Genomic DNA, 23,072 nt, shown 5'->3' with positions numbered 1-23,072 from the left:
AGAGGGGAGTCCATTCAAGTGGCCGACGTAACCCGTCCTGGGCGCCGCGCAGTGCTGCGGGCACTTGCCGCCAGCCCTCTGCTGCTGATTCCAATGCCTTCTGTCGCAGCTGCATCGACCTCGAGACCATCGGCCCCGAGCATCGGCAGTAGCGACGTTCTCGCTGGCAGCTTGGGTTGGAGTGACCTCGACACCACGTTTGCGCCCGACTGGATGGCTGCCCTTCCCGACACGTCGAACCCGACGACGCTGTCCTTGCCGGGCACCCACGACACGATGGCCTTCAGCGCGTCATTCATCGGCGCCACTCAGGATTTCGACCTGGCCACCCAGCTTCGCGCCGGAATCCGGGTGCTCGACATCCGCACCCGGCACATCCGGGATGCGTTCACGATCCACCACGGACTCGAGTACCTGCACGCAAACTTCACCGGCGTCGTACGAACTGTCGCCGACTTCCTGCGTGAGAATCCGAGCGAGACCGTGTTCATGAGGATGGCGTCGGAGTACAGAGAAACCGAGAACACCCGTTCGTACGAGGACACGCTGGACTGGTACATCCACGAGAACCCCGATACTCGTGACCTCCTGGCCGAATACCTGTGGACCCCGCCCGCCGGCTATGACGGCCGGATCCCGGACCTCGGCGCGACCCGCGGCATGGTCGTCATCCTGCAGAGCTTCACGGCCACCGGTGTCTACGGGCCCCGCTGGGGCGGCTCCGACATGGACATCCAGGACGACTACACAATTCCCAGCCTCGCCGCGATCGAGACGAAGTGGTCGAAGGTCCGTACACAGTTCGAGCGCGCCGCGCAGGGCCCCGCAGAGACAATGTTCGTCAACGGCCTGAATGCAACCAGTGGAGAGGACCTCATAGCGGTAGCCCGTGGCGTGTGGCCGATCAGCATCGCCAAGGGCGCCCCGGGCTTCACCGGAATCGTGCCTCGAACGGAGGACTACCTGCGCGAGAACGGAACTGGCCGCACGGGCGTGGTGATGATGGACTTCCCGAGTGCCGCGGTGGTCGAGGCGATCATCGCCCGCAACTTCAGTTGACAGCCGACACCGTCGCGTCGTGGACCGCTCGGTGCGCAGGCAGGATCGATGCCCGCTCGGCCACGACGTCGCCAGTACCGTCGAGCAGTCCGACGAAATGGGCGAACTGCGCCACGAGCGGCTCCTCGCCGTATCGGACCGTCGGGATCTCGATGATGGTCTGCTGGTGGTAGCCGCCGCCGTCAGGGACGAGATCGTCGTCGACGTGCCGGTAGACGGTGATGTCACGGCGCAGCAGGTCGATCTCGATGAGGCGTTCGGCCTCTAGTAGAGACAGCTGCCGGATCTTGCGTTGGCTGATCCTGCTCGCGGAAATGGTTGCCACGGAACCAGATTCGAAGCGCATGATTGCGTCGGCACTGTCCTCAGCACGGTTCTCGATCGAGATCGGGTGGAAGTAGCCGAACTCGGCACACGTATGCACCGGCTCCGAGCCGACGAATCCGATCGCCAGGTCCAGGTCGTGGATCAACAGGTCGGTCCCGACACCGGTCGGAATGCGAGAAACGAACGGCGAGTGACGCATTCCGGTGACCTGCCATACCTTGCCCACGAACTCGCGGACAGTACGCACTGCGGGGTTGAAGCGCTCCAGCAGGCCACACATCAGTGGCACGTCCGCACGTGCCGACCGCTCGACCACGTCGAGGCTCTGCTCGTAGGTCGCGGCGAGCGGCTTCTCGACGAGCACCGGCTTGCCGAGATCGAGGACGCGACGGGCGAGATCGTAGTGCGCCGGCGTGGCCGCAGCGATCACGGCAGCGTCGACTCCGGCGAGGTCGGTGAAGTCCGGCGCCCACTCGGCGCCGCACCGCTCGGAAACTGCCCGTCCCCGTTCGGCGCTCGGCTCGACGACCAGGGAGAGGTCGGCCAACGTCGACTGAGACAGCACCCGTGCGTGCAACGACCCCATCTTTCCGGTGCCGATCAGGGCGATCTTCGGTCTGCTCATCCCCGCGCCCCCATCGCGCCGCGCGCGGCGGCGATGATCTGGTCCACCTCGGACTCCGACAGGCGGGCGTGGACGGGGATGCTCAGGCACCGCGCCGCGACCGAAGTCGCGACGGGGGTGTCCTCGAGTACGACGCGGGGGTGCTCGCGGTAGCACTCGTAGTCGTACACCGCCCTCGGGTAGTAGATGCCGCTGCCGACCCCCCTGTCGGCCAGCCGCGCTGCAAGCGTGTCGCGGTCTATCGGCGCGTCGTCGTCCAGCAGCAGCGTGAACTGGTGCCACACATGCTCGCGGTTCGGCATCACGCTCGGCAGGCGCAAGCCGGCGACGTCCTTCAGGCCCGCCTGCAACGCCTCGGCGTTGCGTCGGCGGGCCGCGAGCTGCTCCGGGTACGACGCGAGCTGCGGCAACGCGAGGCTGGCCTGCAGGTCGGTCATCCGGTAGTTGTGACCCGCCATCTCGTACGCGTAGCGGTCGCGCATTCCCTGGTTGCGCAGCACCCGCAGGCGGTCCGCGAGCGTGTCGTCGTCGGTGGTGATCATGCCGCCCTCGGCGCTGGTGAGGTTCTTCGTCGCATAGAACGAGAAACAACCGACACCGAAGCTGCCGGCGCCGCGCCCGTCGAACGTCGCGCCGTGCGCCTGGGAAGCGTCCTCGACGACCGACAGCCCGCGTCGGTCGGCGAGGGGCATCAGCGACGCCATGTCCGCGGTCTGGCCGTACAGATGCACCGGAAGCAGGGCCCTGGTCCGGTCGGTGATGCGTTCGGCCGTCACGGCCGGGTCGAGGTTGAAGTCGGCTTCGGTGATGTCGGCGAACCGGGCGGTAGCACCGGCATCGAGGATCGAGTTGAGCGTGGCGCCGAACGTGAACGGGCTGGTCAGGACCTCGTCTCCGGGCTGGAGGTCGAGCACCTGCAAAGCCCCGGTCAGCGCGGTGGTGCCGTTGTTGACGGCCACTGCGTGGCGGACACCGACCAGTGCCGCGAACTCGTCCTCGAACCGTTCGACCTTGGGCCCCTGGGCGACGACCCCTGACCGCAGGGTGTCAAGCACCTCTTGTTCTACGTCTTCTCCGAAAGCGATGCTCGAGATTGCAATCACCGAACGCCCCCTCCCGATAGATTCAGAGATTCAGTTCACAACACCTCGACGACGTTCGGAAGCAACTGCCTGAGCGTAGCCAAATATCGTCCCCCGTCACCGGGAAAGGACTCGAGTCGGACATGTCGATCGGACCGCACTGTCACATCCACCCGACCGCCGTTATCGGGGACGGCGTCACCGTCGGGGCAGACGTCACCGTCGGCCCACACGCGGTCCTCACCGGGCCTCTGACCATCGGTGATCGGTGCTGGATCGGCGCGAGCGTGGTCATTGGTGCGCCCCCGGAGATCCTCGGCGCCGCCCACCCGGATTCGTGGCGCGAACCGGCACCGCACCGCGGCATCGTCATCGGTCCCGGTACTACGATCCGAGAGTTCTCGACGATCCACCAGGGCAGCGAGCGGGCTACGACCGTCGGCGCCGGATGCTTCGTCATGAACCGGGTGTCCGTGGAACACGACGTGCAGATCGGCGACCGGTGCGTGATCGCCGCCGGTTCGACGTTCGCCGGCCATGTCAGTGTCGGTGACGGCGCGAACATCGGCATGCACACCGTGGTGCACCAGCACCGCATCGTCGGGGCGGGTGTGGTCACCGGGATGGGAACCGTCGTCGTCAAGGACGTCCCGCCGTACGCGAAGGCGTTCGGCAACCCGGTGGCGCTGCGGGGCGTCAATCGCATCGGGATGAGCCGATCAGGCATCGGGGACGCCGACATCGACGCAGTCGCGCGACTGTATGCGACCGGGGGTGGCGGCGCCGTTCCGCCGTCCCTCGCAGCGGCTTTCGCGTGGTGGCGCGAGCGCGCTACCAATCCGCTCACCTTTCCGGTCACCGCATGACTGGTTAGCCATGACCAGGCCGTCACGTAGCCGAGACCGGCGTGAGTGGTGGACAGGCCCTTTCGGTGCAGGAGGCGTCCGGCCTGGTCGAGAGCGCCGATGTTGGCGAGGTAGTGCAGGTGGGGTGTGTATCCGGTGGCGTCATTGAGGGACACGGCGTCATGGAGGGACACTCGTGCTCCTTGGGGTCAGGGGGTGGTGTTCGGGGCGCGGCGGGGGACGCTTGCTGCCGCGACGAGGGCTGCGAGGAGTGCGATGGCGCCGAGGACGAGGTAGCCACGGGCGTAGCTGCCGGTCACCGACAGCACGGGGAACGCGTAGTAGAGGATTCCCCAGCTGGTGATTTCCGTCAGGCACAGGATCGCCAGGACCCGCCGTAGGCCGGCCGCGGGGAGCGTGTCGGCCTGCGGCGGGGCCTGCGCGTCCGTCATCTGGCTATCGAGAACCGTCAGAAGCGGTCAGAGTCACCAGTTCCGCTTCCGGCGGGCCGCAGCAGCCACCCTCGGCAGCGTCGGCGTCCGGGTCGTCGAACAACCCCGCGCCACCGCAGACGCCGGTCTCCGGCAGCACCAACTCGACCCGCGCGGCGGACTCGTGGTCGCCGGCGATGGCCGCGGCGATGCTGCGGACCTGTTCGTAGCCGGTCATCGCCAGGAACGTCGGTGCGCGGCCGTAGCTCTTCATCCCGGCCAGGTAGAAGCCGGGCTCGGGGTGGCTCAGTTCGTTGACACCGTGCGGGTAGACGGTGCCGCAGGAGTGCACGTTCGGGTCGATCAGCGGGGCCAACTCTGTCGGGGCCTGCAGGACCGCGTCGAGGCCGAGGCGAATCTCGGACAGGAAGGACAGCTCGGGGCGGAATCCGGTGAGCACCACGACGCGGTCGACGTCGTCGATCCGCTGTCCGGAGTCGGCGATCAGCGCAACCCGACCCTGTTCTGCGGGTTCGACGGCGGCGGTGCGGAAACCGGTGACGACGTTCAGCAGGCCCTCGTCGACCGCCTTCTTCGCTTCGAGGCCCAATGCGCCGCGGGCGGGCAGTTGATCGGCCTCGCCGCCGCCGAACTTCGAGGCGACGTCGCCGCGGCGCAGCAGCCAGGTGATGCGGGTGCCGGGTGCCTCCTGTTCGAGATCGGCGAGGGCAACGATCGCGCTCAGTGCCGAGTGTCCGCTGCCGGCGATAACGATGTGCTTGCCCGCGTACTGGGCGCGCACGGCCGGATCGGCGAGGTCCGGGACGCGGTAGGCGATGGCCGCGGCGGCGGCCCTCTCACCGGGGGCGCGCAGGCCTTCCCCGCCGAGCGGGTTCGGGGTGCCCCAGGTTCCGGAGGCGTCGATGACCGCCTGGGCGAACACGCGTTCCTCGGAGCCGTCGGCGCGGCGGATGTGCACCGATAGCGGCTCGGTGTCGCGGCCGGCGTCGACGACGCGGTCGCGGCCGCGGCGGGCGACGCCGATGACCTCCGCCCCGTACTGGACGGCATCACCGAGCGCGGCGCCGAGCGGCACGAGGTAGTCAGTGGCCCACTGTCGCCCTGTCGGGTAGGCGTCGTCGTCCGGTGCCTGCCAGCCGGTCTGGTCGAGCAGACGACGTGCGGCGGGGGCGATGACCTCCGACCAGCGGGAGAACAGCCGCACATGGTTCCACTCGGCCACAGCGGGGCCTGCGCGCAGGCCCCGCTCGAAGACCAGCGGGGTCAACTGGCGTTCGCGCAGTTCTGCGGCGGCGGCCAGACCGATGGGTCCGGCACCGATCACGACGACGGGCAAGTCGTTCATCATTCGACCTTTCATCGATGTTCTTCGATCAATGCCAAAGTATCGATGAACGTCGATGAATGCAACCATCGATGTGGATCGATATACTTTCGTCATGGCTACTTCCCCTGGTTCCGTCGAGGACCTCGTCCCGCCCCGCGCCGGTGCCCCGCACCCATCGGGGGGACTGCCGGCGGATGACGCAGCCACCTATGCGGGCTGGTTCGCGTGCCTGGCCGAGCCGACTCGTGTTCGACTCCTCCACGAGGTCGCGAGCGCGCCCGCTGGGGTCAGCGTCGGGGAGCTGACGGCGCGGCTGGGTATCGGCCAGTCGACCGTCTCGCACCACGTCCGCAAGCTCGCAGAAGTCGGCTTCGTGACCGTCCACAAGGACGGCACCAGCTCGGTCGTAGTCGTGAATCCGTCGTGCTGCACGGGGTTGCCGAGCGCGGCCGACGCCGTCATGGGGGTGCTCACGCAACGTCCGTGCTGTCCGGACGATGTCCCCGACGACGTGACCGTTCGACCGATGACCGACGAGGATTGGCCTGCCGTGCGGCGCATCTACGGCGACGGCATCGCCACTGGTCTCGCCACGTTCGTCACCGAAGTGCCACCACGCAAGACGTTGGACGCCCGGTGGCTCGCAGCTCAGCGATGGGTGGCTGAGATCGACGGCACCGTCGTCGGGTGGGCCGCCCTGGCTTCGGCGTCGTCACACGAGTACTACCGCGGCGTCGCGGAGAACATGGTCTGTGTCGCCGACGGCTGGCATGGCCGCGGTGTCGGGAAGGCCCTGCTCCGGAAGCAGGTGATCGCCTCGGACAAGGCCGGCCTGTGGACCCTGCAGGCCTCGGTCTTCCCGGAGAACCGGGCCGCGATCACGCTGTACCACTCTGCCGGCTTCCGCACTGTCGGTGTCCGCGAACGCATCGCCCAGCTCGACGGCGAGTGGCGTGACACCGTCCTGCTCGAGAGGCGGTCCACTGCCGAGGCCGTCACCAGCTGCGCAGGGTGCTGACACCGTGACAATCACGGGCGTCGGGTAACTCGGGCACCAACACGACGTCTCCGTTGGCGGAGCTTCCTCCTCCCCGTTGCTATGGTCGGGAAGCACCGATCTGAGGTCGAGAAGCACCTGGTCGAGAAGCACCTCCGGATCACGCGAGGAGCGAAACTCGAATGACGTCCGACACCGATTCCGTCGCCGACCGACCGGCGCCACCGACCGGCAGGCGAAGCCTGCTGGTCAACGGATTGCGGGTCGCGGTGACCGTCGCGATCGTCTTGGCGATCGGTTTCGCGGTGAAGTCCCAGTGGACCGAGGTGCGCGGAACTATCCGCGACCTCCAGTGGTGGTCGATGGCCGCTTCCACGGTGTTCATCTTTCTCGGCATGGGTGCGGCGATCCGGGCCTGGCAGCACACGCTCGGTGCGCTCGAGCATCCGATTCCCGCGTTCGACGCCGCCCGCTGCTATCTCGTCGGCCAACTCGGCAAGTACCTGCCGGGAAGCGTCTGGGCGTTCGTGCTGCAGGGCGAGCTGGCACGCCGGGCGGGCGTGTCCGGGGCGGCCGCATTCGTCGCCGTGCTCGTCACCGCCGGCTTGAGCACGACGTCAGCGCTGATGGTGGGCTTGCTGGGGCTGCCGGCGCTCTTCCAGATCGGCACACCGGCAGCGGTCGCGGTGATCGCTCTTGTGCCGATCGCGCTCGTCTGTGCGTACCCGCCGACGCTGACCCGGCTCGTGAATTTCGCACTCGGGCTGCTGCGCCGCGCGCCGCTGCAACGCCCGCTGACAATGCACAAAGTCGGGCTGGCGCTGGTCTGGTGCTCGATCAGCTGGGTCGCCTACGGCGTGCATCTGTGGCTGCTCGCCTCGACGTTCGGCGGCTTCGGCACTGACCGACTGATCGCCTCGATCGGCGCGATCTCGCTGGCGATGTGCGCGGGGTTGCTCGTCTTCGTCATCCCGTCGGGCATCGGCGTCCGCGAGGCGGTCATCGTGGCGGCGCTCGCACCTGTCACCGACGCCGGGACCGCCCTCGTGCTTGCGCTCACGTCGCGACTGCTTTTCACGCTGTGCGAGGTGTTCGCCGGCGGCGTCGCGGCGGGCGCGGGATCCCGGTCCCTTCGGAATGCGCTCGTGCACGAGCAGTCGCGGGTGCCGCACGCCCGCAAGGCGTATCAGCACTGAAGTCGGCCGCTTCTCGATCGAACACCGGTCGATCAGCTGAGTGTGCCGATGCCCAGCGAGCCCGCGGCCAACGAGCCGATCCCGGTCTTCATCGATCCGTAGGTGAATGACCCGGTGTTCATCGAGCCGATGTTGCCCGAGCCGGTGTTGGCCGAGCCCACGTTTCCGGAGCCGGTGTTCGCGGACCCGACGTTGCCCGAGCCGGTGTTGGCCGAGCCCACGTTGTCGGAGCCGGTGTTGGCCGAGCCCACGTTTCCGGAGCCGGTGTTGTCGGGGCCGACGTTGTTCCAGTCGATGCTGCCCCAGTCGATCGTGGCGAGGGCGAGGCCGGTCAGCCCGGCCGAGGCGGCGGAGCCGATAACCCCGGCCTGCAGTTCGGCGGGGCCGACGAAGCCGACACTGACCGCGTCCTGACATGGCACCGGCAACTCCAGATCCGGAGCGGCCGCTGCGGTGAGGTTGGCGAGCAACCCTTCCAATTGCACTGGCGAGCACGCCGGGGCACCCGCGACGGGATCGGCGGCGGCATTCCCGATGAACCCGACTGTCAACACCGCGAAAGCGGATGCGAACACGAGGGTCCGGCGCACGTTCTGAACACTGCGGTGTGAACTGTTCAGCGATTCGGCCCCCATGCGAGCGCCCCCTCCGGTTCGACGACCGAGCGACAGATCCCGACACGAATGCTCGTCACGCTACCGCGACGAGACCGTCGACATGGCCGGTTCGGTGCCTACGCCCCTGCTGGGACTACTGCCCGGTGCGCGAGTATCCCGCTTCAGTCGCCGACTTCGTCGGGCGCCACCACTTCTCGTTGTCGCCGTACCACTGCACGGTCGCCTCGAGGCCGCTGCGCAGGGATCGGTACCGCGGCTCCCATCCGAGTTCGGACCGCAGCAGCGTCGAGTCGATCGCGTAGCGAAGGTCGTGTCCGGGCCGGTCGGGGACGAAATCGAAGTCGTCGGGGTCCTTGCCGAAGATCTCGAGCAGCATCGCGACAACGGTGCGGTTGTCGACCTCGCCGTCCGCGCCGATCAGATACGTCTCCCCGATCCGTCCGCGTTCGAGCACCGTCCATACCGCGCGATTGTGGTCGTCGACGTGGATCCAGTCCCGCACATTGTGGCCCTGCCCGTACAACCTCGGGCGGACACCGTCGAGCAGGTTCGTGATCTGCCGCGGAACGAACTTCTCGACATGCTGGAACGGACCGTAATTGTTGGAGCAGTTCGACAGCGTCGCCCTGATCCCGAACGACCGCGTCCACGCCCGCACCAGCATGTCGCTCGATGCCTTCGTCGACGAATACGGGCTCGATGGGTTGTAAGCGGTGGACTCGGTGAACCGCGCCGGGTCGTCGAGTTCGAGGTCGCCGTACACCTCGTCGGTGGAGATGTGGTGGTAGCGCACGTCGTGCTCACGGACGGCCTGCAGCAACGCGAAAGTGCCCACGACGTTGGTACGCACGAAAGGCCACGGGTCGGCGAGTGAATTGTCGTTGTGGGACTCGGCCGCGAAGTGCACGACGGCGTCGGAATCCGCGACCAGGCGGTCGACCACCGCCGCGTCGGCGACGTCGCCGTGCACGAAGTCGATCCGGTCGGCGACAGCATCCAGCGAAGCCCGGTTGCCGGCATATGTCAGCGCGTCGAGCACGGTCACACGAACGTCGGGTCGTTCCGCGACGGTTTGGTGGACGAAGTTGGCGCCGATGAACCCGGCGCCGCCGGTAACGAGCAGCCTCATGTGGACAAACAGTACTCACGACGTCGGTGCCGGGGGCTATCGTTTGCTCCGGCTCGATCCACTACATATCTCGATACATACCTCGATCCACTACATACCTCGATCTACTACATACACGGAGGCTGCATGTCCCACCCCGGCCCTGAGGGCTACCCGTCGACCCCCGGTGAAAATCAGGCACCGTCCCCGCAGCACCCTCAACCAGGCGCCTGGCCAGCGGGGTATCCGACCGGCCCTGCCCAGTACGGTCCTGTACCCGTTGCCGTGCCGGCGTACCGACCCGCGCTGATCGCGGCACTCGTCGCGACGGTCGGCGTCATGATCGGCAGCGTCGGACCTTGGGTGACGATCTTCGGGTTCAGTGCCAACGGCACCGAGGGCGATGGCGTGATCACCCTGATCCTCGGTGCGGCGGCGGCAGCAGCCCTCGGCGTCCTACTGGCTCGAAACGCCCCACCACGGTTCGGCATTCAGTGGACCGGTACGGCCGTCGGTGTGATCGGCCTGGCAATCGCGATCTACGACATGGTCAACGTGTCCTCGGAGCAGGAGGAGTTCTTCGGGCAAATGATCGGACCCAGCATCGGATGGGGACTCTGGCTGCTCCTGCTGTCCTCGATCGCGCTGTGCGTGACTGCGACCATCGCGGCAATCCAGATGCGTAACCGCTAGACCAGAAGCGGGTCCTCGCACTCCGCCGCGCTCACGCGGGTACGCGTGAAACACTGCACTACATGCGCGGAATCATTCTGGCCGGCGGTACGGGCAGCCGGCTGCACCCGATCACACAGGGTGTGAGCAAGCAGCTGGTGCCCGTCTACGACAAGCCGATGATCTACTACCCGCTGTCGACGCTGATGCTCGCCGGGATCCGCGACATCCTCGTCATCACGACACCGAGGGACGCCGACCAGTTCCGTCACCTGCTCGGCGACGGCTCGCGGTTCGGGATCTCGCTGAGCTACCAGATGCAGCACGAGCCCAACGGTCTCGCGCAGGCGTTCGTGCTGGGCGCCAACCACATCCGCTCGGATTCGGTCGCATTGGTGTTGGGCGACAACATCTTCTACGGCCCGGGGTTGGGCACGACGCTCAGCCGCTTCCACGACATCAAAGGCGGCGCGGTGTTCGGCTACTGGGTGTCCGATCCCGGCGCGTACGGCGTCATCGAATTCGACGACGCGGGCACCGCGATCTCGCTCGAGGAGAAGCCGGCGGCACCGCGATCGAACTACGCGGTGCCGGGGCTGTACTTCTACGACAACGACGTCGTCTCGATCGCGCGCGACCTGAAGCCGTCGGAGCGTGGCGAGTACGAGATCACCGACGTCAACCGCACGTACCTCGCCGCCGGCCGGCTGCAGGTGGAGGTGCTGCCGCGCGGTACGGCGTGGCTCGACACCGGGACGTTCGACTCGCTGCTCGACGCGTCGAACTTCGTGCGCACCATCGAGCAACGGCAGGGCCTGAAGATCGGAGTCCCCGAGGAGGTCGCCTGGCGGCGCGGGTTCATCACCGACGACGAACTGCGCGAGCGCGCTGAACCGCTGGTCAAGTCCGGTTACGGCACGTATCTGCTGGAGCTGCTCGAGCGCGGCAGTCAGTGGTGACCATGGAGTATCGGGGGTTGAAGGTTCCGGGGGCGTGGGAGATCACGCCCCGCCAGTTGGGCGATCGCCGGGGGGTGTTCCTGGAATGGTTCAAGGAACCCAGCTTCTCGGCCGCGGTCGGCCGCACCCTCGATCTGCAGCAGGCCAACTGCTCGGTGTCCGCGGCAGGGGTGCTGCGCGGTATCCACTTCGCGGACACACCACCCGGGCAGGCCAAGTACGTGACATGCGCAAAAGGGGCGGTCCTCGACGTCGTCGTCGATTTGCGGGCGGGGTCCCCGACGTTCGGGCAGTGGGATTCCGTGCTCCTCGACGACGTCGACCGTCGAGCGGTCTTCATCTCCGAGGGCCTCGGGCACGCGTTCCTCTCGCTCGAGGACGGCTCGACGGTGATGTACCTGTGCTCGACGGGCTACGACCCCGAACGCGAACACGAGGTGAGCCCGTTGGACCCGGACATCGGCATCGACTGGCCGACCGTCGGCCGCGACGGCCGCACGCTGCAGTGGACGCTGTCCGACAAGGACCTCGCCGCGCCGCGCCTCCAGCAGGCGCTCGACTCGGGCCTGCTCCCCCGCTACCGGGAGGGAATCGACTGAGCTGATGCGAATGGGGGGGATGACCCGAGCGGGCGCTGCGATTGCAGCGCTGACAGCGGCGGGTCTAGCCCTCGCGGCGATTCCTCTCGAACACGGCACGCTCGACGCGACACCGCCCCCGGTGAGCTCTGTCATCGAGCCTGCGCCCCCACCGCGTACCCCGCTGGCCGCGGAGGAACTCACAAGCCGGGTCGTCCCCACGATCGTCACGCTGACGGCCCGCACCGAATTGGGCACGACGGCGGGCACCGGGATCGTGATGCGCTCCGACGGCAACGGCAACGCACTCGTGCTCACCAATCACCATGTCATTGACGGGGGCACCGGAATCACAGCAACCAGCATGTATGACCGATCGACGTACGCCGTCGAGGTCGTCGGCTACGACAGTTTTCGGGACCTGGCAGTGCTGCGACTGCCCGGGGCCGCGCGTCTGCCCGTCGCCGCGCTGGCACCGTCGGGGTCGGTAAGAGTCGGCGATCCGGTCACCGCGATCGGGAATGCGGACGGTAACGGGATCCCGTTGTCCGCGACGGGCGCCGTCACCGGGGTCGGGGTGAGCGTGACTACCCGCAACACCACCGACAACTCTCGCAACAAGCTGTCGAACCTCATCGAGATCGACGCCAATGTTCGGCCCGGAGACTCCGGCGGGCCACTCGTCGACGCATTCGGCGAGGTCGTCGGCGTCAACAGCGCCGGCAACGCCGCCGAACCCGGAGACGAGGCGCCACCCGACCCCAAGTCGTATGCCATCCCGATCGAAGACGCGACAGCCCTCGTCGACGAGGTGTTGTCGGGTCGAGCGTCACCGACCGTCCATATCGGACCCACCCCGCTGCTCGGGGTGACGGTCAGCGACCACCGGGCCGTGCGATCGCGGGCAGGGTCCGGCGCCGAGGTGATTCACGTCGATTTCCGCGGCCCGGCCGACGGCGTCGGACTCGTCCGCGGCGACGTCATCGTCGAGTTCGACGGGGTCCCGATCCGGTCGGCATCGGACCTGACGATCCGGATGATCGCGCTGCATCCCGGCGACCGGGTGGAGCTGCGGTGGATCGACGCCACCGGCCGGTCACGCTCTGGTTCGCTGGTGCTGCAGGAGGGCCCGCCGCGCTGACGACTACGCGCCGAGGCCCAGCCTGTCGGCCAACCGCTGCAGGTAGGCGACGACCTGCTCTTCCTCGGCTTCGGGCATGCCGAACAGCGCCTCGGTCACGCCGAGGTCTTCCCAGCGGGCGAGCTTGTCAGCGTCCCGCTTGCTGGCCAGGGCGACGATCTCGGGCTGCCCGGCACGACCGGCCTCGGCCCAGATCCTTTGCAGCAGGACGATGCCGTCCTCGATGTCCTCATCCCTCGGCGTCGTGATCCAGCCGTCGGCCGAGCGGGCGATCCACGCGAACGTCTTCTCCGACGCGCCTGCGCCGACGAGCACCGGCGGGCACGGCTGCTGGATCGGTTTGGGCCACGCCCAGCTCGGACTGAACTTCACGAACTGCCCGTCGTACGACGCCTCCTCCTGCGTCCACAGCGCCTGCATCGCCTCGAGATACTCACGCAGCGCGCTGCGGCGCTTCTTGGGGTCGACGCCGTGGTCGGCGAGTTCCTCTGCGTTCCAGCCGTAGCCGACGCCGAGCGTCACCCGCCCTCCGGACAGGTGATCGAGCGACGCGATCGCCTTTGCCAGGGAGATGGGGTCGTGCTCGAGCACAAGCGCGACCGACGTGCCGAGACGGATACGCGAGGTCACCGACGCAGCGGTACTCAGGGAGACCCACGGATCGAGCATGCGCGAGTAGCGTTCGGGCAGCTCAGTGGAGTCGGTACCGGGGTACTTCGACACCCGCTCGACCGGGATGTGGGTGTGTTCGGGCACGTAGAACGTGTCGAACCCACACTCCTCGGCGGCCCGAGCGGCCGCCGCGGGGGTGATTCCTCGGTCACTGGTGAAAAGGGTGACTCCGTGACGCACGATCTGGCTCCTCCAGGTTGATCGGTGCCAGAAATGTAACCCTTTCAACCACGGATCGGGAGGGGTTCGGACCGGTGTGCAGACGATCAGTGGATCTTGAAGATGACCGCACGTTGGACGACGAAGTTGATGACAGTCGCGGTCCCCTGGGCAACGACGAACGCGAGCGGCACACGCCACCAATCGTCCGGGAACACTTGGTACATCACCTGATTGAGACCCACCTGCACCGAGAACGTGAGCGCATAGAGTACGACTACCGCAACGAAACGCGCCCGACTCGGCTCGGCTTTGAACGTCCAGCGGCGGTTGATCAGGTAGGCGGTGGTGGTGCCGGCGACGAAGCTGATCGACTTGGCGATCGGTACCGGAAGGCCCAGCAACAGAAGCAACACATATAGGCCGAAATCCACGACCGCTGAGACGCCGCCGGTGAGAACGAACCGCACGATCTGCGTCTTCAGATCCAGCGCCGCGTCCGCGATGGAATCGGTGACCGGGATCTCGACCGGCAGCGGCGCGTGGGGATCGTCAGCGTGGGGGGTTCCGGTCACGCAACGAGAGTAGGCGACCACCCGTGAAGGTTGTGGATCGGCACACTCGACCCGCGGCGCGCCCAGTATCGCCAGGTAACCTCATAGCCGATGTCCACGACAGCAGACAAGACGGCTCACGAGCCGCTCCCCACGCAGACCCGCACCCTCACCGGATGGGGACGCACCGCGCCGACCACCGCACAGGTGCTGTCCACCCCCGATGTCGAGGTGATCGCCGCAGCGGTCGCCCAGGTGGCGGAGCAGAACGAGTCGAAACCGTCGCACCTGCGACGCGGCGTCATCGCGCGCGGCCTGGGCCGCTCGTACGGCGACCCGGCACAAAACGCCGGCGGACTCGTCGTCGACATGAACGCGCTGAAGCGGATCCACAGCGTCGACGCCGGCACCCGACTGATAAAGGTCGATGCCGGCGTGAACCTGGATCAGCTCATGCGGGCGGCACTGCCGTTCGGCCTGTGGGTTCCGGTGCTGCCAGGCACCCGGCAGGTGACGGTCGGCGGCGCCATCGCCTCCGACATCCACGGCAAGAACCATCACAGTGCCGGCAGCTTCGGCAACCACGTGCGCTCAATGAAGCTGCTCACCGCGGACGGTCAGATCCGCACCCTCACCCCGGCGGGCCGGAACTCGAAACTGTTCTGGGCCACGGTCGGCGGCATGGGGCTGACGGGCATCATCCTCGAGGCCACCATCGAGATGACGCCGACCGAGACCGCGTACTTCATCGCGGACGGCGACGTCACCAACACCCTCGACGAGACGATCGCGTTGCACAGCGACGGCAGCGAGGCCAACTACGACTACTCGAGTGCGTGGTTCGACGCCATCGCCCCCGAGCCCAAGCTGGGCCGTGCCGCGGTCTCGCGCGGCAGCCTCGCGAAGCTGGACCAGTTGCCGAAGAAGCTGCAGAAGAACCCGCTGAAGTTCGACGCGCCCACGCTGCTGACCCTGCCGGACGTATTCCCGAACGGTCTGGCCAACAAGTTCAACTTCTCCATGATCGGCGAGCTCTGGTTCCGTAAGGCGGGCAACTACCGTGGCAAGGTGCAGAACCTCACGCAGTTCTACCACCCGCTCGACATGTTCGGTGAGTGGAACCGCGCCTATGGCTCCAACGGTTTCCTCCAGTACCAGTTCGTGGTTCCGCCGGAGGCGGTGCGCGAGTTCAAGCAGATCATCCGCGATATCCAGGCATCGGGACACTACTCGTTCCTGAACGTGTTCAAGCTTTTCGGTGAGGGCAACAAGGCGCCGTTGAGCTTCCCGATGGCCGGCTGGAACATCTGCGTCGACTTCCGGATCAAGCCGGGCCTCAACGAGTTCGTGACCGAACTCGACAAGCGCGTGCTCGAGTTCGGCGGCCGCCTGTACACCGCGAAGGACTCACGGACCACGGCTGAGACGTTCCACGCCATGTACCCGCGGATAGGCGAGTGGATCAAGGTTCGCCGATCCGTAGACCCCACAGGCGTTTTCGCCTCCGACATGTCCAGAAGGCTCGAACTGCAATGACCGCAATGACTGCAATCTCGATGGAGGCGTAACTCGGTGATCAACGCTGTGGGCAATCCCCAGACCCTGCTGCTGCTCGGTGGCACGTCCGAGATCGGCCTGGCGATCTGCGAGGAGTACCTGAAGAAGGCCCCGCTGCGCGTGATTCTCGCTGCGCTGCCGAACGATCCGGGCCGCGATGCCGCCGTCGCCCAGATGAAGGCCGCGGGCGCCACGCAGGTCGACGTGATCGACTTCGACGCGCTGGACACCGACAGCCACCCGAAGGTGATCGACGAGGCGTGGGCACTCGCGTCAGGTACAGCCTCCGCGGGTGACGTGGACATCGCGATCGTTGCCTTCGGCCTCGACGGCGACGCCGAAGAACTGTGGCAGAACCAGCGCAAGGCCGTCCAGGTCGCCGGCGTCAACTACACCGCCGCCGTCTCCGTCGGCGTGCTGATCGGCGAGAAGATGAAGGCACAGGGGTTCGGCCGTATCGTCGCGATGTCGTCGGTGGCCGGCGAGCGCGTCAAGCGCGCCAACTTCGTGTACGGCTCCACCAAGGCCGGCCTCGACGGCTTCTACCTCGGTCTGGGCGAGGCCCTGGCGCCGTTCGGCCCCAAGGTCACCGTCGTGCGGCCCGGTCAGGTCCGCACCCGGTTCAGCGCGCACGTGGACGAAGCCCCGCTGACGGTCGACAAGAACATTGTCGCCGCGCTCGCGGTGTCCGCATCGGACAAGGGCAAGGAAATCGTCTGGGCCCCTGGTCAATTCCGCTTCGTGATGATGGCGCTTCGCCACGTCCCGCGCGCGATCTTCCGCAAGCTGCCGGTCTAGGCCGACCACGGTCGACCCCGACCGGACCGCTTCCGGAAGCTCCCTTGCCGCGCTCCCTCGTGCCGTTCGCTCAGTCCGCGAAAGCCGAGGGAGTCGCGGCCCAGGCGGCGAGGACCGCCCGGATACCCGTGACCAGCGCCAGTGGCTGGTCGATCATCGTGTGGTGGCCGGCGTCGGGGATCTCGGTGACGATGGCCGACGCACCGAACCGCGGCCGCATCTTCTCCATCAGTTCATCCGAGATGATGCCGCGCTGGGCCCGGAAGTACGCGACCGGGCAGCGGGCCTGCGCGACGGCCATGATGTCGCTGCCGGACCTGGCGAACATGGCGGGGTCGAACTTCCACGACCAACCACCCTCGACGGCCGCCAGCGACGTCTCGGCGATGTGTTCCCGCACGCACGGCACCGCGGCCTCCTGCGGCGGCACGAACCGGAACCGCGCGAGCGCCTCCTCCCTGGTGGGGTAGACCTTCTTCGGCCCGAACGCGGCCTTGACCCGGGCCGCCTCCTCCTCCGGGGTGCGCTCACGGATCGGCGAGTCGATGATCTGCACACCGGCCAGCTCGTCGCCGTACAGATGCGCCGCGACGAACGAGACGAGGCCGCCCATGCTGTGTCCCACCAGCACCGGCGCGCCGTCTATGCCGGACGCCGCCGCCACCGCCTTCACCTCGCGCGACCATTGGTCCAGCGAATAGCGCTCGCGGGCGCCGCTGTCGCCGTGACCGCTGAGATCGAGGGCAACGACCCGGTGGTCGTCCGCCAGTTGCGGCCCGATGTGGTCCCACCAGTGCGAATGCGCCGCACCACCGTGCACCAGCACCAGGCCGGGCCTGGCCGGCTCACCCCATGCCCGGAATCGGATGTCGACGCCCTCGACCTCGACAACCCCGGTCTCCACCGGGACGGCCAGTGCCTCACGGAACCACTGAGGCGGTGCCTCACGAAACCCCTGAGGCGGTGCCTCACGAAACCCCTGAGGCGGTGCCTCACGGAACCGCTGAGGCGGTGCCTCACGGAACCGCTGAGGCGGTGCCTCACGGAACCGTTGGGGTGTCTGAGCCTGCTCGTCTGTCATTCCTCGAACCTAACGAAGGCCTCAAACCTCCTGGAGCCGGGTCCCGAGGCCATACCCAAGTAAGCTCACTCCGTGTCGCAACCAGGTACAGCGCCCCTCGTAGCGTCGCGCGTCTCCCCTGCCCGACTGGCCGGTGGGACCGCGGCCGAGATGATCGTCGCGGCCGTCGTCGGCGCGGTCGTCTCCGCGGTGGGGCTGTATGCCTTCGGTCAGGTGTCCTGGCCGGCGTTCCCATCGTCGAATGTGACGCATGCCGTCACGACCGTCGGCCAGGTCGTGACGATAGCCGTGCTCGCACTGTGCGTCGTCCTCTACCGCGCCCGACGATGGATCCGCACGGCAACCGTGCTGTCGTGGGCGGCTGTGTCGGGGTTCGTGACGGTGACGCTCGGCATGCCGCTGAGCGCGACCAAGCTTTACCTGCACGGCATTTCGGTCGACCAGGAGTTCCGCACCGAATACCTCACCCGGCTCACCGATTCCGCTGTCCTGCATGACATGACGTACGCGGATCTGCCCCCCTACTACCCGGCGGGCTGGTTCTGGATCGGTGGACGCGTCGCCAACCTGCTCGGCATGGAGGGCTGGGAGACCTACAAGCCCTACGCGATCGGCTCGATAGCCGTAGCTGCGGTCCTGGCTCTGGTGTTGTGGAACAAGCTGATTCGTGCCGACTGGGCCGTCGTCGTGGCACTCGCGACGGCAGCACTCGTGGTCGCGTACGGTTCGGCCGAGCCGTACGGCGCCGTCGTCGCGATTCTCATCCCCCCGGTGCTGGTGCTGGCGTGGGGCGGGCTGCACCGGCCGGACAACACCGGGCGAGGCGGCTGGGGTGCGATCGTCGGCACCGGCGTGTTCCTGGGTGTCGCGGCGGCCTTCTACACCCTGTACCTGGGATTCGCCGCCTTCGCGGTGACGCTCATGGCTCTGGTAGCAGCCACTCTGGCGATCCGGGCGCAGGGATCGTGGCGGGCGGCAGTCGATCCCCTCCTACGACTCGCCGTGGCCGCGGCAATCGCAGTCGCCATCGCCCTCACCGTCTGGCTGCCGTACCTGCTCCAGGCACTGCAGGGATCGCCGGCCGACAGCGGAACTGCAACGCATTACCTGCCCGACGCCGGTGCGCGCCTACCGCTTCCGATGTTCCAGTTCTCGCTCGCCGGGGGGCTGTGCCTGCTCGGCACGATCTGGCTGGTCAGCCGCGCGATGACGTCGCGGCGTGCACAGGCGCTCGGGATCGGCGTGATCGCCGTCTATTTGTGGTCGCTGCTGTCGATGTCGTTGACCGCAGTGGGCGCCACTTTGCTGTCCTTCCGCCTCGAACCGGTGCTGATCCTGTTGCTCGGCACCGCGGGCGTGTTCGGCTTCTTCGAGTTCTCCCGCTGGATCGTGCTCGCCACGAGCGAGAACCCGCGGGTGAAGGCGTCGATCATCGTGATCGGGCTCGCCGGGCTGCTGGCCTTCGCCCAGAACATCCCCAATGTGCTCGCGAGCGACATCACCGTCGCCTACACCGACACCGACGGCGACGGCGTCCGTGCCGACAAGCGGCCGCCGGGCGCGGCCGCTTACTACGCCGACGTGGACCGGATCATCACGGAGCTCCGCCCCGGCGAGCGCCATGACACCGTCATCCTCACCTCGGACTCCAGCTTCCTCAGCTTCTACCCGTACTACGGATTCCAGGCGCTGACGTCGCACTACGCGAACCCGCTCGCGCACTTCAGACAGCGAGCGGAGGCGATCGAGACCTGGACCGAGTTCGAAACGCCGGACCAGCTCATCGCCGCCCTCGACGAAGCGCCCTGGCGCCCACCGGATGTATTCCTGCTCCGCAAGAGCGCTGACGGGTACACCCTCCGGCTCGCCGAGGACGTCTATCCCAACCATCCGAACGTCCGCCGCTACACCGTCACGTTCCCGGCGGAACTGTTCGACGATCCGCGGTTCACGATCGACGAGGTGGGACCGTTCGTGGTGGTGACCCGCGTCGGCTGACTCGGGCCAGGTTCGACGCCGAATCACACGTCGAGGCCCGCGGCGGCCGCGAGTGCGTCGACCACCCAGCGTTCGTAGTCCTCTGGGCTCCAACCCCGTTCGTCGATGAGCAGGGTGTGGGTTTCGGGGGACAGCAGCGCAAGCCCGACATCGACGATGCGGTCGACGTCGACGCGGTCGAGCTTCTCGGCGAGGACGGTCGCCAGGTGCCGCAGCCCCGTCTCGGTTTGCTCGCAGGTGGTAGCCCACAGCTGTGCGACCTCGGGGTCGGCACCGGCCGCGGCCCGCACCGCGAGCAGCACGGGTGCCGCCCGGTCGAGGATCAGACGCGCACCGTGGACCTGAATACGCAATTGGGACAACGGGTCCGGCTCCGCGATCGCCTCGGCCACCCACGGTCGCGCCAGTGTCGGAATCGGCTCATCGTCGCCGGCGATCGAGGTGTCGAGGAGGGCGGCGAGCACGCTGCGTTTGTTGCCGAACACGAAGTACACGGTTTGCACAGCGACGCCCGCCTCGCCGGCGATGGCCTTGATGGTGGTCGACGCGTAGCCGGTCGTGGTGAAAAGGGTGCCCGCGGCAGCAAGGATCTTGTGCCGCGCTGGGATCTTGTCGTCCTCGATGTGCGTTGCCACTCCATGAACTCTAGCTCTAGAGTGACGCACTAGAGTATTGCTTTAGTTTGCTGGAGAGGCGGTCGGTGTGACGGAATCGGTATTGGTCCTCGGTGGCTACGGTGCGGTGGGTACCGAGCTGGTCGAGCGGCTGCGAACGTTGGGCATCGGAGCCCTGGCCGCGGGCCGCGACCGTACGCGCGCGGATCGGGTAGTCGATGTGACCGACCCCGCCTCACTGACCACCGCGTTGGAGGGCGTGTCGGCGGTGGTGAACTGCACCGGCACCGAGGACCCGGCTGTGGCGGCGACCGTTGCCGGGCAAGGGATCCCATTCGTGGACATCACCTCGACCATCGAATACGTCCGACAGCTCGAGCAGATCGACGGCCCGGTGCTGGTCGGCGTCGGGATCGCGCCCGGGATCACCAGCCTCCTCGCGGTCGAGGCAGCGCGGGGCGGCGGACCGGTGGACGTGGTGATCGGCTTCGGGGCGGGCGAGGGCGGCGGGCCTGCCGGCGCGGCGTGGATGTACGGGCTGTTCGGCAAGCACTTCACGGACCCGGACGGGTCGCGGGTGCGGAACTACACCCGTCCCAAGCGCTTCGAGCTTCCCGAGGAGGCCGGCTACCCCCGATTCCCCGCACTTCGGGCGGACTTCGCTGACCAGTACCAACTCACCGCGACTCTCGATGTGCCTGTACGAAGCTACCTTCGGACCGATTCCAAGCTCGCAACGATCGGGTTGGCCGCGCTCACGTGGATCCCACGGGTCGCGGCATTGCTCCCGGACGGCGACATGCCCGGCGGTGACCGCTGGGTGGTCGCGGCGCACGGTGCTTCCGGGCGTAGTCACTGGGCAACAGCCCCCGGCCAATCCCGTTCGACGGCGGCCGTCGCCGCAGAGGCCGTTCGGCACCTTCTGCGCAGCCCGATCGATTCGCCGACCTGGCTACACGAGTGGAGGAAGCTCGACGACCTGCGGGAGGCGCTCGAAGGCACCGGCGTCGAGTTCGGCACCGGAATGGCGACCCCAACTCGGTAGTGAAACCCGTGGGCGCCCCCGGCCCTGAGCGCGGGCGGCGCCGGCGGGCGTTGGATACCCCACGCGACACTTTGACTCCTCATGGACCCGCGTTACTCTAGTTGCGTGCACACGCAGCTACCTACTCCAGATGCTTCTCTCGGAGGCAGGGCGAGTGTCGCCTGGTCACAGGTGGCGGTGTTCGCCTCTGCGGTCGACTCGAGCCTGGACAAATGGCTGGCCGATACCTACCGGCTCGGGCTGACGGAGTTCCGCGCGCTGACCTTCCTGAGCCAAGCGTCGGACAAGGAATTGCGTGTCAACGACCTCGCGCAGTGCGTCGGGTTGAATCCCAGCTCGGCGACGCGCCTGGTCAGTCGACTGGAGGCGAAGGAGCTCGCCCGCCGCGACGTCTGCGAGGACGACGGCCGCGGCGTCTACGCCGTGATCGAGCAACATGGAGAGGCGCTGTTGAAAGAGGTCCGCACCTCCTACGAGGTCCGCGTCCAAGAACTGCTGAGCCGCCCCGCAGTCCACTTTCCCCACCTGGATGCCCGTCTCATCGCCGCCGCCCTGACAGAGGTGGGCGCCCTCGTCACACCCTGACCTCGTAGGCCAGGACTCCGGCGGCGTCTTCTTGTCGCGTATCTATCTGCATGTACAGACAGGTATATTCCACGAGATCGAAAGGCACACCATCATGAGCTGGCTCTACCTGGGCATCGCAGTCATCTTCGAGATCGCCGTCGGTATCTCCGCCGACAAGGCACAAGGATTCACCAAGCTCTGGTGGACCATCGCCACCCTCGTCACCGGCGGCATCGGCACGTTCTTTCTCAGCCTGGCCCTGCTCACCTTCGATGTCGGCGTCGGCTACGCCATCTGGACCTCCGTCGCGGGCGTCGGAATCGTCATCGTCGGCGCCCTCTTCCTCTCCCAGCGCCTGAACTGGAAGAAGCTCCTCGGCATCGTCGTCGTCATCGCCGGCGTCGTCGGCCTCAATCTCGCCGGCGGTGCCTGATGCCCCTTGCTCATCCCACTAATGGCTTCATCCCACTACCGCGAAAGGACATCTTCCCGATGACCGCCACACAGCAGAACACCACCCTCTCCGGCACCGAGAAGAAGGCCGGCCCCTGGGTGGCCCTGCTCCTCGCCGGAGCGTTCGAGATCGGCTACGCCCTCAGCGTCAACGGCAGCGAAGGCTTCACGAACCTCGCCTGGTCGAGCGTCGCGATCATCTTCTTCCTGTTCACCCTGTTCTTCCTCAGCGTCGCCCTGAAGAAGATCGACGTCGGCATCGGCTACGCCGTCTGGGCGGGCATCGGCGCCGTCGGAGCGGCCTTGCTCGGCCCGGTCTTCTTCGAAGAATCCCTCACCATGCTCAAAGCCTTCTGGCTTGCCGTGATCATCGCGGGGGTCGTGTGGCTCAAGCTCGCCGAGAGCCCCCAACACGAGAGGTCTCGGGCCGCGAACTGAACCATGCCCGTCGCCTGCGGTGTCGGGGTGTGGGTATGCCGAAGGCCCCCACCGTGTTTGGTGGGGGCCTTCGGGAACGGGTGTTCGGCGGTGTCCTACTCTCCCACACCCTGTCGGGTGCAGTACCATCGGCGCTGGAGGGCTTAGCTTC

Annotated in this window: 25 protein-coding genes; 15 read left to right on the top strand and 10 right to left on the bottom strand. The window is 67.3% G+C overall.

The features are described 5' to 3' along the window. Nucleotides 1-171 precede the first annotated feature (171 nt). Nucleotides 172-1,059, top strand: coding sequence for a phosphatidylinositol-specific phospholipase C (locus EF834_RS15660; protein WP_235871250.1), 888 nt, complete (start codon nt 172-174; stop codon nt 1,057-1,059). Here the strand turns inward: EF834_RS15660 and EF834_RS15655 are convergent. Further along, complete coding sequence (locus EF834_RS15655; RefSeq protein ID WP_127948170.1) at nt 1,052-2,011, bottom strand: Gfo/Idh/MocA family protein; 960 nt, start codon at nt 2,009-2,011, stop codon at nt 1,052-1,054. The genes EF834_RS15660 and EF834_RS15655 overlap by 8 nt on opposite strands. Next, nucleotides 2,008-3,114 (bottom strand): DegT/DnrJ/EryC1/StrS family aminotransferase, encoded by a 1,107-nt coding sequence (locus tag EF834_RS15650; protein WP_127948169.1) that lies wholly within the window; start codon nt 3,112-3,114, stop codon nt 2,008-2,010. Before EF834_RS15650 ends, EF834_RS15655 begins: the two co-directional genes overlap by 4 nt. Nucleotides 3,115-3,236: 122 nt before the next feature. On the opposite strand from EF834_RS15650, the gene EF834_RS15645 reads away from it, so the two are divergent. Then, nucleotides 3,237-3,959 (top strand): DapH/DapD/GlmU-related protein, encoded by a 723-nt coding sequence (locus EF834_RS15645; RefSeq protein WP_127948168.1) that lies wholly within the window; start codon nt 3,237-3,239, stop codon nt 3,957-3,959. Between the two features lie 188 nt (nt 3,960-4,147). Here EF834_RS15645 and EF834_RS18755 read toward each other — a convergent pair whose 3' ends face one another. Together EF834_RS18755 and EF834_RS15630 are read right to left on the bottom strand one after the other, a co-directional pair. After that, on the bottom strand, nt 4,148-4,390 hold the full coding sequence (locus EF834_RS18755) for a hypothetical protein (RefSeq protein WP_408014523.1): 243 nt from the start codon (nt 4,388-4,390) through the stop codon (nt 4,148-4,150). Between the two features lie 4 nt (nt 4,391-4,394). After that, nucleotides 4,395-5,735 carry an FAD-dependent oxidoreductase gene (locus EF834_RS15630; protein ID WP_127948167.1) on the bottom strand — a complete coding sequence of 447 codons (1,341 nt, stop codon included), beginning with the start codon at nt 5,733-5,735 and terminating at the stop codon, nt 4,395-4,397. Between the two features lie 94 nt (nt 5,736-5,829). Between EF834_RS15630 and EF834_RS15625 the strand changes: the two genes are divergently transcribed. Together EF834_RS15625 and EF834_RS15620 are read left to right on the top strand one after the other, a co-directional pair. Further along, the gene (locus tag EF834_RS15625; protein ID WP_235871249.1) at nt 5,830-6,735 is read left to right on the top strand and encodes a helix-turn-helix domain-containing GNAT family N-acetyltransferase; all 906 of its coding nucleotides are present in this window, start codon (nt 5,830-5,832) and stop codon (nt 6,733-6,735) included. A 161-nt stretch (nt 6,736-6,896) separates the two neighbouring features. Then, nucleotides 6,897-7,910: a lysylphosphatidylglycerol synthase transmembrane domain-containing protein gene (locus EF834_RS15620; protein WP_127948165.1), complete on the top strand. Its 1,014-nt coding sequence runs from the start codon at nt 6,897-6,899 to the stop codon at nt 7,908-7,910. 32 nt (nt 7,911-7,942) lie between these two features. On the opposite strand, the gene EF834_RS15615 is transcribed toward EF834_RS15620, so the two are convergent. Both EF834_RS15615 and rfbB read right to left on the bottom strand, forming a co-directional pair. After that, nucleotides 7,943-8,500, bottom strand: coding sequence for a pentapeptide repeat-containing protein (locus EF834_RS15615; RefSeq protein WP_235871248.1), 558 nt, complete (start codon nt 8,498-8,500; stop codon nt 7,943-7,945). A 160-nt stretch (nt 8,501-8,660) separates the two neighbouring features. After that, nucleotides 8,661-9,656, bottom strand: coding sequence for a dTDP-glucose 4,6-dehydratase (rfbB, locus tag EF834_RS15610; protein WP_127948164.1), 996 nt, complete (start codon nt 9,654-9,656; stop codon nt 8,661-8,663). 126 nt (nt 9,657-9,782) lie between these two features. Here rfbB and EF834_RS15605 point away from each other — a divergent pair, with 126 nt between their 5' ends. The 4 genes from EF834_RS15605 to EF834_RS15590 all read left to right on the top strand — a co-directional run bounded on the left by EF834_RS15605 (nt 9,783) and on the right by EF834_RS15590 (nt 12,985). Further along, nucleotides 9,783-10,328, top strand: a complete 546-nt coding sequence (locus tag EF834_RS15605; RefSeq protein ID WP_235871247.1) for a hypothetical protein — start codon at nt 9,783-9,785, stop codon at nt 10,326-10,328. A 62-nt stretch (nt 10,329-10,390) separates the two neighbouring features. Further along, on the top strand, nt 10,391-11,266 hold the full coding sequence (gene rfbA / locus EF834_RS15600; protein WP_127948162.1) for a glucose-1-phosphate thymidylyltransferase RfbA: 876 nt from the start codon (nt 10,391-10,393) through the stop codon (nt 11,264-11,266). Between the two features lie 2 nt (nt 11,267-11,268). After that, nucleotides 11,269-11,865, top strand: a complete 597-nt coding sequence (locus tag EF834_RS15595) for a dTDP-4-dehydrorhamnose 3,5-epimerase family protein (protein ID WP_127948161.1) — start codon at nt 11,269-11,271, stop codon at nt 11,863-11,865. A gap of 19 nt (nt 11,866-11,884) precedes the next feature. Continuing rightward, nucleotides 11,885-12,985: a S1C family serine protease gene (locus EF834_RS15590; protein ID WP_235871246.1), complete on the top strand. Its 1,101-nt coding sequence runs from the start codon at nt 11,885-11,887 to the stop codon at nt 12,983-12,985. A 3-nt stretch (nt 12,986-12,988) separates the two neighbouring features. Here the strand turns inward: EF834_RS15590 and EF834_RS15585 are convergent, their stop codons facing one another. Next, a complete protein-coding gene (locus EF834_RS15585) occupies nt 12,989-13,837 on the bottom strand; it encodes an LLM class F420-dependent oxidoreductase (protein ID WP_127948159.1) in 849 nt (282 codons plus the stop codon). 86 nt (nt 13,838-13,923) lie between these two features. Beyond that, nucleotides 13,924-14,391 (bottom strand): GtrA family protein, encoded by a 468-nt coding sequence (locus tag EF834_RS15580; RefSeq protein ID WP_328590560.1) that lies wholly within the window; start codon nt 14,389-14,391, stop codon nt 13,924-13,926. 90 nt (nt 14,392-14,481) lie between these two features. On the opposite strand from EF834_RS15580, the gene EF834_RS15575 reads away from it, so the two are divergent. Continuing rightward, complete coding sequence (locus EF834_RS15575; protein ID WP_127948158.1) at nt 14,482-15,906, top strand: FAD-binding oxidoreductase; 1,425 nt, start codon at nt 14,482-14,484, stop codon at nt 15,904-15,906. A 36-nt stretch (nt 15,907-15,942) separates the two neighbouring features. Continuing rightward, nucleotides 15,943-16,725 carry a decaprenylphospho-beta-D-erythro-pentofuranosid-2-ulose 2-reductase gene (locus EF834_RS15570; RefSeq protein WP_127948157.1) on the top strand — a complete coding sequence of 261 codons (783 nt, stop codon included), beginning with the start codon at nt 15,943-15,945 and terminating at the stop codon, nt 16,723-16,725. A 70-nt stretch (nt 16,726-16,795) separates the two neighbouring features. Here the strand turns inward: EF834_RS15570 and EF834_RS15565 are convergent, their stop codons facing one another. Then, entirely contained in the window at nt 16,796-17,806 is a 1,011-nt protein-coding gene (locus tag EF834_RS15565) for an alpha/beta fold hydrolase (protein WP_127948156.1), read from the bottom strand. 150 nt (nt 17,807-17,956) lie between these two features. Between EF834_RS15565 and EF834_RS15560 the strand changes: the two genes are divergently transcribed. Then, on the top strand, nt 17,957-19,804 hold the full coding sequence (locus tag EF834_RS15560; RefSeq protein ID WP_127948340.1) for a galactan 5-O-arabinofuranosyltransferase: 1,848 nt from the start codon (nt 17,957-17,959) through the stop codon (nt 19,802-19,804). A 23-nt stretch (nt 19,805-19,827) separates the two neighbouring features. On the opposite strand, the gene EF834_RS15555 is transcribed toward EF834_RS15560, so the two are convergent. Beyond that, nucleotides 19,828-20,439, bottom strand: a complete 612-nt coding sequence (locus EF834_RS15555) for a TetR/AcrR family transcriptional regulator (RefSeq protein WP_235871245.1) — start codon at nt 20,437-20,439, stop codon at nt 19,828-19,830. 67 nt (nt 20,440-20,506) lie between these two features. Here EF834_RS15555 and EF834_RS15550 point away from each other — a divergent pair, with 67 nt between their 5' ends. The 4 genes from EF834_RS15550 to EF834_RS15535 all read left to right on the top strand — a co-directional run bounded on the left by EF834_RS15550 (nt 20,507) and on the right by EF834_RS15535 (nt 22,921). Further along, the gene (locus tag EF834_RS15550; RefSeq protein WP_127948155.1) at nt 20,507-21,463 is read left to right on the top strand and encodes an NAD-dependent epimerase/dehydratase family protein; all 957 of its coding nucleotides are present in this window, start codon (nt 20,507-20,509) and stop codon (nt 21,461-21,463) included. 171 nt (nt 21,464-21,634) lie between these two features. Next, a complete protein-coding gene (locus EF834_RS15545; protein WP_235871244.1) occupies nt 21,635-22,048 on the top strand; it encodes a MarR family winged helix-turn-helix transcriptional regulator in 414 nt (137 codons plus the stop codon). Between the two features lie 94 nt (nt 22,049-22,142). Further along, nucleotides 22,143-22,463, top strand: coding sequence for a DMT family transporter (locus EF834_RS15540; RefSeq protein ID WP_127948153.1), 321 nt, complete (start codon nt 22,143-22,145; stop codon nt 22,461-22,463). 59 nt (nt 22,464-22,522) lie between these two features. After that, a complete protein-coding gene (locus EF834_RS15535) occupies nt 22,523-22,921 on the top strand; it encodes a DMT family transporter (RefSeq protein ID WP_127948152.1) in 399 nt (132 codons plus the stop codon). Nucleotides 22,922-23,072 lie beyond the last annotated feature (151 nt).

The sequence above is a fragment of the Rhodococcus spongiicola genome, assembly GCF_004011835.1.
GTDB lineage: Bacteria > Actinomycetota > Actinomycetes > Mycobacteriales > Mycobacteriaceae > Prescottella > Prescottella spongiicola.
Note: the sequence above shows the minus strand (reverse complement) of the source record. Positions and strands in the feature narration are given on the sequence as shown.